This is a genomic window from Salinarimonas sp. (assembly GCF_046292825.1).
GTDB lineage: Bacteria > Pseudomonadota > Alphaproteobacteria > Rhizobiales > Beijerinckiaceae > Salinarimonas.
On sequence record NZ_JBKBQG010000005.1, the window covers coordinates 59,766 to 71,971 of the forward strand.

At 70.7% G+C, this 12,206-nt stretch carries 10 protein-coding genes and 2 pseudogenes; 5 read left to right on the forward strand and 7 right to left on the reverse strand.

What is annotated here, in order from left to right; all coding sequences use genetic code 11:
- Positions 1 to 128 precede the first annotated feature (128 nt).
- The 4 genes and pseudogenes from ACK4UM_RS04330 to ACK4UM_RS04345 all read left to right on the forward strand — a co-directional run bounded on the left by ACK4UM_RS04330 (position 129) and on the right by ACK4UM_RS04345 (position 2,920).
- Complete coding sequence (locus tag ACK4UM_RS04330; protein ID WP_409796148.1) at positions 129 to 662, forward strand: vitamin K epoxide reductase family protein; 534 nt, start codon at positions 129 to 131, stop codon at positions 660 to 662.
- 92 nt (positions 663 to 754) lie between these two features.
- Complete coding sequence (locus ACK4UM_RS04335; protein ID WP_409796151.1) at positions 755 to 940, forward strand: hypothetical protein; 186 nt, start codon at positions 755 to 757, stop codon at positions 938 to 940.
- A gap of 15 nt (positions 941 to 955) precedes the next feature.
- Positions 956 to 1,816: pseudogene (gene ppk2 / locus ACK4UM_RS04340) on the forward strand (polyphosphate kinase 2); the annotation flags it as partial.
- A 117-nt stretch (positions 1,817 to 1,933) separates the two neighbouring features.
- On the forward strand, positions 1,934 to 2,920 hold the full coding sequence (locus ACK4UM_RS04345) for an endonuclease/exonuclease/phosphatase family protein (RefSeq protein ID WP_409796154.1): 987 nt from the start codon (positions 1,934 to 1,936) through the stop codon (positions 2,918 to 2,920).
- Between the two features lie 13 nt (positions 2,921 to 2,933).
- On the opposite strand, the gene ACK4UM_RS04350 is transcribed toward ACK4UM_RS04345, so the two are convergent.
- On the reverse strand, positions 2,934 to 3,164 hold the full coding sequence (locus ACK4UM_RS04350) for a hypothetical protein (RefSeq protein ID WP_409796157.1): 231 nt from the start codon (positions 3,162 to 3,164) through the stop codon (positions 2,934 to 2,936).
- Positions 3,165 to 3,492: 328 nt separating this feature from the next.
- Here ACK4UM_RS04350 and ACK4UM_RS04355 point away from each other — a divergent pair, with 328 nt between their 5' ends.
- Positions 3,493 to 4,041, forward strand: a complete 549-nt coding sequence (locus ACK4UM_RS04355) for a hypothetical protein (protein ID WP_409796160.1) — start codon at positions 3,493 to 3,495, stop codon at positions 4,039 to 4,041.
- A 12-nt stretch (positions 4,042 to 4,053) separates the two neighbouring features.
- Here ACK4UM_RS04355 and ACK4UM_RS04360 read toward each other — a convergent pair whose 3' ends face one another.
- The 6 genes and pseudogenes from ACK4UM_RS04360 to hutI form a co-directional block, all read right to left on the reverse strand.
- Positions 4,054 to 5,616: a TRAP transporter large permease subunit gene (locus tag ACK4UM_RS04360; protein ID WP_409796428.1), complete on the reverse strand. Its 1,563-nt coding sequence runs from the start codon at positions 5,614 to 5,616 to the stop codon at positions 4,054 to 4,056.
- Positions 5,616 to 6,146: a TRAP transporter small permease subunit gene (locus ACK4UM_RS04365; protein ID WP_409796162.1), complete on the reverse strand. Its 531-nt coding sequence runs from the start codon at positions 6,144 to 6,146 to the stop codon at positions 5,616 to 5,618. Before ACK4UM_RS04365 ends, ACK4UM_RS04360 begins: the two co-directional genes overlap by 1 nt.
- 266 nt (positions 6,147 to 6,412) lie before the next feature.
- The gene (locus tag ACK4UM_RS04370) at positions 6,413 to 7,516 is read right to left on the reverse strand and encodes a TRAP transporter substrate-binding protein (RefSeq protein ID WP_409796165.1); all 1,104 of its coding nucleotides are present in this window, start codon (positions 7,514 to 7,516) and stop codon (positions 6,413 to 6,415) included.
- A gap of 67 nt (positions 7,517 to 7,583) precedes the next feature.
- Positions 7,584 to 9,251: pseudogene (gene hutU, locus ACK4UM_RS04375) on the reverse strand (urocanate hydratase).
- On the reverse strand, positions 9,248 to 10,819 hold the full coding sequence (gene hutH / locus ACK4UM_RS04380) for a histidine ammonia-lyase (protein ID WP_409796168.1): 1,572 nt from the start codon (positions 10,817 to 10,819) through the stop codon (positions 9,248 to 9,250). Before hutH ends, hutU begins: the two are co-directional and overlap by 4 nt.
- A gap of 3 nt (positions 10,820 to 10,822) precedes the next feature.
- The gene (hutI, locus tag ACK4UM_RS04385) at positions 10,823 to 12,079 is read right to left on the reverse strand and encodes an imidazolonepropionase (protein ID WP_409796171.1); all 1,257 of its coding nucleotides are present in this window, start codon (positions 12,077 to 12,079) and stop codon (positions 10,823 to 10,825) included.
- Positions 12,080 to 12,206: the final 127 nt, after the last annotated feature.

A 12,206-nucleotide genomic window follows, 5' to 3' on the forward strand; every position in this document is an offset into this window, starting at 1 on the left:
TCCCCGCCCCCGCGCCCCATCGCCCCCGCGACGAACCGCGCGGCAACCTCTCCGGCGTCTTCGCGTTCCCGACCCCAGGAGAGCACGAGAGCAGAGAGCCCCGAGAGCAGCCGTCGAGGAGAGCGCGCATGAAGCAGGTCCTGATGCGGGTCACGAGCCCGGGCCACACCCCGCGCAGCCTCGAGCGGCGCATCCGCACCGACCGCTCGGCCGAGATGCGTCGACGCCGGGCGATCGTCGGCGCCTCCCTCGTCGGCATGGCGAGCATGGCGGCGGTGGCTCTGTTCCAGACCGGTCTCGTGCGCCGGCTGCCCGACCCGCCGACGCGCCGCCCGCGCTTCGACACCGCGAAGGTGAACACCTCCGAGGAGGCCTATTCCTACGGCATGCCGGACGGGCCGATCACGCTCGGCATGCATGCCGCGAACCTCGCGCTCGCCGCCGCCGGCCCGCCGGAGCGCTGGCACGATCGGCCCGCGATCCCGGTCGTCGCCTGCGCCTTCGCCGGCGCGCAGGCGGTGGTCGCGGCCAAATACCTCTTCCACCAGATGCCTTACGTCGACGAGCGCTGGTGCCCGTATTGCGTCGTCGACGCGCTCGCCCACATGGCCACTTTCGGCCTCACCCTGCCCGAGGCGCTGCGCGCCGTGCGCGGGGACTGAGCGCGTCGCGCGAGGCGAGGATCGTTGTCCTGAATCAATGCGGGCGTCCCCCATCGGGCGCGAAGATGACGCTGCGATGACGGAGAGCGCCCATGACCTTCGAGACGCCCATCACCTTCGAGACCCGGGACGACGATGCAGCCGCGCTCGACACGGTTGCGCGCGAGACACAGATCGCGGAGCCGGCCCCTCCCCCGGTGGAGCCGCCGGCCGACGTCGTCGCGGCGGAGGACACCGCGCAGGAGCAAGGCGAGGCCGACGGCAAGAGCCGGCGCTAGGCCTATCTCGCCGCGCTGCGCGCCGACCCGGGCGCCATCCGCCGCACCTTCGAGAGCGGCGCCTATCCGTACGCGACTCGGCTCGCCCGCGGCCCCTACGAGCGCAAGAAGCTCCAGCTCCAAGCCGAGCTCCTGAAGGCGCAATTGTGGATCAAGGAGAGCGGGCAGAAAGTCGTTCTGATCTTCGAAGGGCGCGACGCGGCCGGCAAGGGCGGCACCATCAAGCGCTTCATGGAGCACCTCAATCCCCGCGGCGCGCGCGTGGTGGCGCTCGAGAAGCCGAGCGAGGTCGAGCGCGGGCAGTGGTATTTCCAGCGCTATATCGGCCACCTCCCCACCGCAGGCGAGATGGTCCTGTTCGACCGCTCCTGGTACAACCGCGCGGGCGTCGAACGGGTGATGGGCTTCTGCTCGCCGAACGATTATCTCGAATTCATGCGCCAGACGCCGGAGCTCGAGCGGATGCTGGTGCGCTCGGGCATCCGCCTGTTCAAATATTGGTTCTCGGTCACGCAGGACGAGCAGCGTCGGCGCTTCACCGCGCGCGAGACCGATCCGCTCAAGCAATGGAAGCTCAGCCCGATCGACGTCGCGAGCCTGGAGCGCTGGGATGACTACACCGAGGCGAAGGAGGCGATGTTCTTCTACACGGACACGGCCGATTCGCCCTGGACCATCGTCAAGTCCGACGACAAGAAGCGGGCTCGCCTCGAATGCATGCTGCACTTCCTCTCGAGCCTCGATTATCCGGGCAAGGACGAGCGCCTCGTGCATGCGCCCGATCCGCTGATCGTCGGCCGGGCGGGACACGTGGTGCACCGCGACGCGCACATCCTGGGCAAGGCGCTCCACCCCGCCCAGCGCCGCGGCGCCTGAAGCGCGCGCGGTCCGGGAACCCGCGGGGTTTCTCCCCAACGCGCGGGCGTGCTATCGCATCCAGACGCCGCGGGCAGAAAGGTCCCGGCCACGCACCCGCCGGGGCCTCGTCGGACGATGCTGCATGCCGCCCTCGTCTCCTGCGTCGTTCTCGCGGCGCTGGAATTCCTCGCGCCCGAGAGCTATCCGGCGGAGCTCGCGGCCTTCTTCCGCCCGTGGATCGCCGCGTGCGTCGTCGCGCTCGGCCTCGCCGTCCTCGTGCGGCCGGGCGATCCGGGGCGGATCCTCGCGGCCGCTCTGATCGGCGCCGCTTTGTGGGGCACGCTCGCGCCGCTCGTGGCGATCCCGGCGCCGGACGCCTCGGCGCGGCTGCGGGTGATGACGCTCAACACCCTCCATTCCACCATCCCGCCCGAGCGCATCGCCGAGCGGGTGGCGCGAGACGGCGTCGAGATCCTCCTCCTGCAGGAGGCGCGGCCGCGTTATTCCGAGCGCGTCGGAGAAGCCCTCGGATGGCCGGTTTGGACCGCGCGGCGCACCCCCACCGCCATTCTCGTCGCCCCCGATCGCCTCGCCGCGCCCTCCGCCTGCCCGGATATGCCGACGGCGGAGGCCGAGCGGCTCGGGCGCCGCATCCTGCGCGTCGCCCTGTGCCTGCGCGAGGGGACGGGCGTGGTCTCGGCGGTCCTCTATTCGGTCCACCCGGAGAGCCCTCGGATGTCGAAGCACGATTTCCGGGACCGCAATGCGGCGCTCGCCGAACTCGCGGAGGCGATCGAGGCGGAGGCGCCGCATCGGCTCCTCGTCGTCGGCGGCGATTTCAATGCGCCGGTCTGGTCGCAGGAACTGCGCGCGTTCCTGGCGCGCACCGGCCTCGCGCCGACGGGGGGTGCCGCGCAGATCGTGCCGACGCGCTTCATGCGGGAATTCGGCTGGCCCACCTGGTTCGGCGCGCCCATCGACCATGTCCTCGTCGGCGGCAGCGGGCGGCCGGGGACGCGCAGCGTCGGAGACGACATCGGCTCGGATCACCTGCCGGTCGTCGGCACGGTCGCGCTGCCGGAGCCGGTCGAGCCGACGGCCGCGATGTCGGACGGCCGCTGAGCGCCGGGAGGCGCTATGCGATGTCGCCGGCGCGGGCGTCGAGCGCCGCCGCGCGGGCTGCGAGCACGAGGGAGCGGACGGCGGCGTTGCGGGACGCGCGGCGGGCGCTGTGCCCGTCGCTGACGAGGCCCCACCGGTCGCAATCGAGGGCGAGCGCCCAGAGGCTGCGGGCGGAGCGGTCCATGATCGCGGCGCGGGCCGCAAGGCCGCTCGCCGTGGCCGCTCGTGTCTCGTTCGCCCTCATGCGCCCCCCCCTGACGGCCGCCGGGAGCGCCCCTGTCGATCGAGGCTCGGCCCGTCCGGCGGGTCGATCCTGTAGCACAGGCGCCCCCTCCAGCGAAGCAGCGAGCCCCTCTCGGGGCGCGATTTCTTGGGGATATCTCCCCACCGACGCAACGGAAACGACTCATCGTCGCGCGCGCGCCGCAGAGCGAAGCAACCGACGACGCGTAGGACTCCGTATTATAAGTACCCACGTTAACTATCGGTTAGTTTTCGTATCGATTGTCTTTACGTTGGGTGCTAAACCTCGTCCCACCAATGAACAACGACCCCCACAGTGGAGACAACAGATGGCGAATGCGACGGTGGAGGACATCAGCGCGGGGATGAGCGAGATCGTCCGCTCGGAAGTGGCGCGCAGCGTCCCGCAGGACGCTCCCGCTCCGAGCGCGACGCTCGTCGCCTCCCAGGACGCCCCGGTCGAGGGCATCCGTCTGCCGCGCCGGATCCCGGGCGGTTTCGACGGCGTCTCGCAGGATCTCGCCCAGCGCGCCCACGAATGGGCGATGATCGTGCGCGTTCTCGAGCAGCAGCGCCCGCTTCTCGCCGCGGCCGAGGCGGAGCGCGACCGGCTCTACGAGCGGCTCGCCCGCCTCCTCCCGGAGGTGCAGGAGACCGGCGCCGCGCTGAAGATCCAGATCGAGGCCACCAAGGCCGGCGAGGTGAACGGCGATCTCGCCGCGCAATTCGGCAAGAGCCTCTCCGCGCTCGAGGATCTCGAGGACGCCGCCGGCGCCCTGGCCGCGAACGTCATCACGATCCGCTCGGCCTGGGAGCAATACGCCCGCACCATCATTCGCGCGCAGCGCCTGCGCGAGGATCTGAAGGTCGTGCGCTGAGAGCGCAGCGCCCTACCGGAACAACGCCCCCGGCAGCGCGGTCGCGATCGCCGGCACGAACCAGACGATGGCGATGGCGACCGCCTGCAGGCCGATATAGGGGGCGACGCCGCGATAGATCGCCATCGTAGAGATCTCGGGCGGCGCGGCCCCGCGCAGGTAGAACAACGAGAAGCCGAAGGGCGGGGTGAGGAACGAGGTCTGCAGGTTGATCGCGATCAGGACCGAGAGCCAGATCGGATCGAGCCCCATCAAGAGGAGCGCCGGCGCGACGATCGGCAGGATGATCACCGAGATCTCGACGAAGTCGAGGAAGAAGCCGAGCAGGAAGATCACCACCATCGTGAAGAGCAGCGCGCCCTGCGCGCCGCCGGGCATCGCGTCGAGGATCGCCTCCACCCGCAGATCCCCGCCGAGCCCGCGGAAGACGAGGGTGAAGATCGTCGCGCCGATGAGGGTGGCGAAGATCATCGCGGTGACGGTGGTCGATCCCGTCGCGATCTCGCGCACGACGCCCGCGCGCGAGAGGCGCACGATCGCCAAGAGGATGCCACCGAGCGCCACGAGCGCGAGCGCCGCCGCGACGCCCGCGAGCGCGAGGTCGAAAGCGGTCGCGTCCGAGCGCTGCGGGCGGATCGTGACGTTCGAGACGAGGACAACGAGGGCGAGCAGCGCCCCGATACCCACGTAGAAGGGCAGCCGCCGACCGGGCTTCGAGAGCTTGATCGCGGCAAGCAGCAGCGCCCCGATCGCCCCCACCGCCGCGGCCTCCGTCGGCGTCGCGATGCCGCCCAGGATCGAGCCGAGCACGGCGACGATGAGCGCGATCGGCATCACGAGCACCGCGACGACGCGGCCCCATTCGATCGGCACGTCGGCCTCGCGCGGCATCGCGGGCGCGATCGAGGGCTGGAGCTGGGCCCGCAGCAGGATGTAGGCGAGGTAGAGGACGACGAGCATCAGGCCCGGCAGGAGCGCCGCCGCGAAGGTCTCGCCGACGCTGATCGTCTCCACCGAGAAGCGCCCCATCCGGAACTGCGCCTGCTGATAGGCCGAGGACATCACCTCCGAGAGGATGATCAGCATGGTGGAGGGCGGGATGATCTGCCCGAGCGTGCCGGCCGTGCAGACGGTGCCCGCCGAGAAGGCGGCGTCGTAGCGGTTCTTGAGCATCGCGGGCAGCGCGATCAGCGCCATCGCGACGACGGTCGCCCCGACGATGCCGGTCGAGGCCGCGAGCAGCGCGCCGACGCTCATCACCGAGACGGGGAGCCCCCCGCGCAGATGCCCGAACAGGCGGCCCATCTCGACGAGCAGGTCCTCGGCGAGCTTCGACTTCTCGAGGATCACCCCCATCGCCACGAAGAGCGGGATGGCGATGAGCGTCTGGTTCGTCATGATCCCGAAGATGCGCTGCGCCAGCGCCCGGAACAGGCCCGGATCGAACGCGCCCATCGCATAGCCGAGATAGGCGAACACGACGGCGACGCCGGCCAGCGTGAAGGCGACGGGAAAGCCGATCAGGATCGCGCCGCAGAGCGCCGCGAAGAGCAGGATGTCGAGGTTCTGGGCGATCACGGACGCGTTCTCTCGGGAATGGGTGTGCCGCGCGCGAGCGTATAGGCCGAGCGCAGCACGAGGGCGATGCCCTGGAGGCCGACGAGCAGGCAGAAGGCGGGCACGAGCGTCTTGAGGACGAAGGAGGCCGGGATGCCGCCGACCGAGATGGCGCCCTCCAGGATCGCCCAGGAATTGCGCACGCTCGGCCAGGAATACCAGGCGAGCACGATCATCGGCGGCAGGAGGAGCACGATCCCGCCGAACAGATCGATCGCCGCGCGCCCGCGCGGGCCGAGGCGTCCGTAGAAGACGTCCACCCGCACGTGCCGATCGAGGAGGAGCGTGTAGCCCGCCGCCAGCATGAACAGGAAGGCGTGCATGTAGAGCACGCCCTCGACGAGCATCATGTGGCTGAAGCCGAAGAGATAGCGCAGCAGAACCACGACGAATTGCAGGAGCACCATCGCCATCACGAGATGGCGCACGAGCCGCCCGACGAGGGCGTTGACGCTCTCGAGCCCGTGGACGATCGCGGCGAAGGGCATGGTGGCGGGCTCCTGTTTCACACGATCTCACAAATGCCGGGCGAGAGTGTTCGGGTGCAAGGAGAGATGCGACGCCGAAGCCCCCCTCCCCCCGCGCAGCGGCGGGGAGGGTATGGGTGGGGGGTGGTCGGGCGTGTGGAGCGGGTGGAGAGGCGTGCTCGGCACATCCGCCGGAGTTCTCCACCCACCCGATCCACAAGCCCCACCGCGCCCCACCCCTAACCCCTCCCCGCCGCTACGCGGGGGGAGGGGAATAACCCCCGAAATCAGCTCGGGTACGAGTAATCGAGCGCGCGGGCGTTCATCATGCCGTTGTCGGCATAGGTCTTGTACTCGACCATCAGGTTGCGATAGGCGAGATAGCTCTCGACGATGCGGCGCACGAGCTCGTCCGAATCCTCGCGCAGCTCGGCAATCACCTCGCCCGCCGCGTTGCCCATCGCGACGATGACGTCCTCCGGCAGCTGGCGGACGACGACGCCGTGCTGGGAGACGAGCTCGCGCAAAGCCATCGCGTGCTTCGTCGTGTATTCGGTCCAGACCGGATTGTAGAGCGACTCGCAGGCATAGGCGACGGCCTGCTTGAGGTCGTCGGGCAGATCCTCGTAGACGGCCATGTTGATGGCGCATTCCTCCGCCGAGGAGGGCTCGCCGACGCCGGGCCAGTAATAGTTCTTGGCGACCTGCTGCACGCCGAGCGCCGAATCCGACCACGGTCCGATGAACTCGCCCGCATCGAGCGTGCCCGCCTGCAGCGCCTGGAACATTTCCGGCCCGCTCATCGCCTGCACCGCCATGCCGATCCGCGAGGCCATCGCCGAGGCGATGCCCGTGGTGCGGTAGCGCAGCCCCCGCAGGTCGTCGACCGAGTTGATCTCGTTGCGGAACCAGCCGGCGAATTGCGGACCGGAATTGCCGCACAGGAAGGGTTTCAGGCCGAACCGGGCGTAGATCTCGTCGTAGAGCTCCTGCCCGCCGCCATGCGCGAGCCAGCCGACCTGCTCGTCGGCGAGGAGGCCGAAGGGCTGCGAGCCGAACAATTCGATGCCGCGCGACTTCGAGCCCCAATAGGCCGGCACCGCGTGGTAGAGCTCGGCCGTGCCCTCGGAGACCGCGTCGAACACGCCGCGACCGGGGACGAGCTCGCCCGCCGCGTGCAGCCGCACGGTGATGCGCCCGCCCGAGAGCGCCTCGATGCGGTCCGCGAGCATCTGCGCGGCGACGCCGGGGCCCGGCAGGTTGCGCGGCCAGGCCGTGACCATGTTCCACTGGCGCACGCCCTGCGCGATGGCGGGGGCGGCGAGCCCGGTGGTGGCGGCGCCCGCGGCTGCGGCGAGGCCGGCGCTCTTGAGGAAATCGCGTCTCTTCATGTTCCCGTCTCCGGTCTTCGTTGGTTCGGTCGAGTCTCTTCCCGCTGCCTTTACGGCAGTCTCGTGCTTATTCGGCGAGCGAGGGCAGATCGAGGCCCATTTCGCGCGCACAGGTCTTGGCGATCTCGTAGCCGGCATCGGCGTGGCGCATCACGCCGGTCGCCGGGTCGTTCCAGAGCACCCGCTCGATGCGGCGCGAAGCAGCTTCCGTGCCGTCGCAGACGATCACCATGCCCGAATGCTGCGACCAGCCCATGCCAACGCCGCCGCCGTGATGCAGCGACACCCAGGTCGCGCCGGACGCGCAATTGAGGAGCGCGTTCAGGAGCGGCCAGTCCGACACCGCGTCCGACCCGTCGAGCATCGCCTCCGTCTCGCGATTGGGCGAGGCGACGGAGCCCGAATCGAGATGGTCGCGCCCGATCACGACGGGGGCCTTCAATTCGCCGCGCGCCACCATCTCGTTGAAGGCGAGGCCGAGCCGATGGCGATCGCCGAGGCCGACCCAGCAGATGCGCGCCGGGAGGCCTTGGAACTTGATCCGCGCGCGGGCCATGTCGAGCCAATTGTGCAGGTGCGGATCGTCCGGGATCAGCTCCTTCACCTTGGCGTCGGTGCGGTAGATGTCTTCGGGGTCGCCCGAGAGCGCGCACCAGCGGAAGGGCCCGATTCCGCGGCAGAAGAGCGGGCGGATATAGGCCGGCACGAAGCCGGGGAAGGCGAAGGCGTCGGCGAGGCCCTCCTCCTTCGCCATCTGGCGGATGTTGTTGCCGTAATCGAGGGTCGGCACGCCCATGCGGTGGAAGGCGAGCATCGCCTCGACGTGATCGACCATCGAGCGCCGCGCCGCCTTGGCGGTGCCGACGGGGTCCGTCTCCTTGCGGCGCGCCCACTCGTCGAGGCTCCAACCCTTGGGCAGATAGCCGTTGAGCGGATCGTGGGCGGAGGTCTGGTCGGTGACGGCGTCCGGGCGCACGCCGCGGCGCACGAGCTCGGGGAAGATCTCGGCCGCGTTGCCGAGGAGCCCGATCGAGACCGCCCGCTTCTCGGCGCAGGCCTTCTCGATGCGGGCGAGCGCGTCGTCGAGATCGCGCGCCTCCTCGTCGAGATAGCCGGTGCGCAGGCGGAAGGCGATGCGGCTCGGCTAGCACTCGATCGCGAGGCAGGAGGCACCCGCCATGGTCGCCGCGAGGGGCTGCGCGCCGCCCATGCCGCCCAGGCCCGCGGTGAGGATCCAGCGCCCGGAGAGATCGCCCCCGTAATGCTGGCGGCCGACTTCCGCGAAGGTCTCGTAGGTGCCCTGTACGATGCCCTGCGTGCCGATATAGATCCACGAGCCCGCGGTCATCTGGCCGTACATCATCAGCCCGACGCGATCGAGCGCGTTGAAATGCTCCCAGGTCGCATAGGCGGGCACGAGGTTCGAATTGGCGATCAGCACGCGCGGGGCGTCCGCATGCGTCTTGAAGACGCCGACGGGCTTGCCCGACTGGACGAGGAGCGTCTCGTCCTCGGAAAGCCGCTTGAGCACGGCGACGATGCGGTCGAAGCTCTCCCAATCGCGGGCCGCGCGCCCGATGCCGCCATAGACGACGAGCTCCTCGGGCCGCTCGGCGACGTCCGGATCGAGATTGTTCATGAGCATGCGCAAGGGGGCCTCCGTCGCCCAGGAGCGGGCGGAGAGCTCGGTGCCGTGCGCGGCGCGGATGATGCGGGAATTGTCGAGGCGGTTCATCGGGTCTCTTCCTCGGGGTCTCGATCGTCGGCGATGGCGGGGAGGCGGATGGGCGCGCTCGCGTCGACGAGCGCGCCGGCGTCGAGGAGGTCGCGCGCGCTGGCGATGTCGGGCGCCATCAGGCGGTCTTCGGCGAGGCGCGGCACGCGGGCGCGCAGAGCGGCGCGGGCGGCCTCCAGCGGCGGGCTCGAGGCGAGCGGCGCGTGGTAGTCGCAGCCCTGCGCGGCGACGAGCCACTCGATCGCGACGACGCCGGCCGTGTTCTGCGCCATCGCGAGAAGGCGGCGCGCCCCGTGGGTCGCCATCGAGACGTGATCCTCCTGATTGGCGGAGGTCGGGATCGAATCGACGCTCGCGGGCATCGCGCGCTGCTTGTTCTCGGAGACGAGGGCGGCGGCGGTGACCTGCGGGATCATGAAGCCGGAATTGAGCCCCGGATCGTCGGTGAGGAAGGCCGGCAGCCCCGAGAGCGCAGGGTCGATCAGCATGGCGATGCGGCGCTCGCAGAGGGAGCCGATCTCGCACAGAGCCATCGCGATCATGTCGGCGGCGAAGGCGACGGGCTCGGCGTGGAAATTGCCGCCGGAGATCACCTCGCTCGTCTCCGCGAAGACGAGCGGGTTGTCGGAGACGCCGTTCGCCTCGGTCTCCAGCGTCGCGCCCGCCTGGCGCAGGAGATCGAGACAGGCGCCCATCACCTGCGGCTGGCAGCGCAGGCAATAGGGGTCCTGCACGCGATCGTCGGCGACGCGATGCGAGGCGCGGATCGCGGAGCCCTCCATCAGGGCGGCGAGCGCGCGGGCGCTCTCGATCTGCCCGCGATGGCGGCGCACCGCGTGGATGCGCGGATCGAACGGCCCGTCCGAGCCCTTGGCCGCATCGGTCGCGAGCGCGCCCGTCACGAGCGCCGACTGGAACACGCGCTCGGCCTCGAAGAGGCCGGCGAGCGCGAGCGCGGTCGAGATCTGCGTGCCGTTGAGGAGCGCGAGCCCCTCCTTCGCCGCGAGCACCAGCGGCTCGAGCCCGATCCGCGCGAGCGCCTCGCGGGCGGGAAGCGTCTCCCCGGAAAGACGCATCGCGCCCTCGCCCATCAGCGCGGCGGTGAGATGCGCGAGCGGCGCGAGATCGCCCGAGGCGCCGACGGAGCCCTGGCCCGGGATCACGGGGAGCGCGTCGTGGGCGAGACACGCCTCGAGCGCCGCAAGGATCGTGGCGCGCACGCCCGAGCGCCCCTGCGCGAGGCTCGCGAGCTTGAGCGCCAGCGCGAGCCGCACGACGGCGTCCGGCAGCGGATCGCCCACGCCCGCGCAATGGGAGAGGACGAGGTTGCGCTGCAGGCGCTCCAGATTGTCGGGCTCGATGCGCACGCTCGCGAGCTTGCCGAAGCCGGTATTGATCCCGTAGACGGGCTCGCCTTTCGCGAGGATCGCGGCAACCGTCGCCGCGCTCGCCTCGACGTCGGCCTCGTATCCGGGCGCGAGCCGAGCGGCGGCGCCGCGATACACCGCGCGCCATTCGGAGAGGGACGTGCGGCCGGGCGCGATCGCGATCGTGTCGGTCTGCGCCATGGGTCAGGCCTTCTTCTCGTTCGGGGGTACGATCTTCCCTGCGCGGACGCGGGCGTGAAGCGGATTGAAGCCGATGCGGTAGACGAGCTCGGCCGGGCTCCCGACGTCCCAGATCGCGAGGTCGCAGGCCTTGCCCGCTTCCAACGTGCCGATCTCGTCGAGACGCCCGAGCGCGCGGGCCGCCTCCCGCGTCACGCCCGCGAGGCATTCGGCCACCGTGAGGCGGAAGAGGGTCGCGCCCATGTTCATGGCGAGCAGCAGCGAGGTCATCGGCGAGGAGCCGGGATTGCAATCGGTCGCGAGCGCGATGGGGACGCCGTGCGCGCGCAGAGCCGCGACGGGAGGCGCCTGGCGCTCGCGCAGGGTGTAGAAAGCGCCCGGCAGGAGCACCGCGACGGTGCCGGCGCGCGCCATCGCCGCAATTCCCGCCTCGCTCGCATATTCGAGATGATCGGCCGACAGCGCGCCGTAACGGGCGGCGAGCGCGGCGCCGCCGAGGTCGGAGAGCTGGTCGGCGTGCAGCTTCACCGGCAGCCCGTGCGCGGTCGCTGCCTGGAAGACGCGGGCGATCTCCTCGGGCGAGAAGGCGATGCCCTCGCAGAAGCCGTCGACGGCATCGGCGAGCCCCTCGGCCGCGACGGCGGGAATGGTCTCCTCGCACAGGCGCCGCAGATAGCCCTCGCGGTCGTCCCGCGCCTCCGGCGGCAGCGCGTGCGCCCCGAGGAAGGAGGTGACGACCCGCACGTCGCGCATCGCCCCGAGCCGACGCGCGGCGCGCAGCATCGTGCGCTCCGTATCGTGGTCGAGCCCGTAGCCGGATTTCACCTCGATCGTGGTGACGCCTTCGGCGAGGAGCGCGTCGAGCCGCTTCAGGGCGGAGGCGACGAGGTCGTCCTCGCTCGCCGCCCGCGTGGCGGCGACCGTCGAGACGATGCCGCCGCCGGCGCGGGCGATCTCCTCGTAGCTCGCGCCCTCGAGCCGCAGCTCGAACTCCCGCGCGCGGTTGCCGCCATGGACGATATGGGTGTGGCAATCGACGAGGCCGGGCGTCACCAGCCGCCCGCCGAGGGGGATCGTGCGCCCCCCGCGCAGCGCCGCGGGAAGCGCCGCGCGCGGACCGGCGAAGAGGATGCGCCCGGCGCGTGCCGCGACGACGCCGTCCTCCACGAGACCGCCCTCGCCTGCGAGCGTCGCGAGCCTCGCCTCGACGAAGAGGCGGACCTCGGAGGGGTCCTCCTCGCGTGTCGCATCCGGCGCCATGGCGTGCCCTCCCGTCTCGATATATCTAGACATAACCAGCCTCGCGCGCGGCTGTCCAGGCGTCATCGCGCTGGCGACCACGTGCTATGGTCACGCTTTTCACTCGGATACGATCGCCGATCGCGAA

Coding starts and splice junctions, on each gene's coding strand:
- ACK4UM_RS04370 (WP_409796165.1), bottom strand. CDS start 7,516: ATGAAGAGACGCGATTTCCTCAAGAGCGCCGGCCTCGCCGCAGCCGCG.
- hutH (WP_409796168.1), bottom strand. CDS start 10,819: ATGGCGCAGACCGACACGATCGCGATCGCGCCCGGCCGCACGTCCCTC.
- ACK4UM_RS04330 (WP_409796148.1), top strand. CDS start 129: ATGAAGCAGGTCCTGATGCGGGTCACGAGCCCGGGCCACACCCCGCGC.
- hutI (WP_409796171.1), bottom strand. CDS start 12,079: ATGGCGCCGGATGCGACACGCGAGGAGGACCCCTCCGAGGTCCGCCTC.
- ACK4UM_RS04350 (WP_409796157.1), bottom strand. CDS start 3,164: ATGAGGGCGAACGAGACACGAGCGGCCACGGCGAGCGGCCTTGCGGCC.
- ACK4UM_RS04355 (WP_409796160.1), top strand. CDS start 3,493: ATGGCGAATGCGACGGTGGAGGACATCAGCGCGGGGATGAGCGAGATC.
- ACK4UM_RS04335 (WP_409796151.1), top strand. CDS start 755: ATGACCTTCGAGACGCCCATCACCTTCGAGACCCGGGACGACGATGCA.
- ACK4UM_RS04365 (WP_409796162.1), bottom strand. CDS start 6,146: ATGCCCTTCGCCGCGATCGTCCACGGGCTCGAGAGCGTCAACGCCCTC.
- ACK4UM_RS04345 (WP_409796154.1), top strand. CDS start 1,934: ATGCTGCATGCCGCCCTCGTCTCCTGCGTCGTTCTCGCGGCGCTGGAA.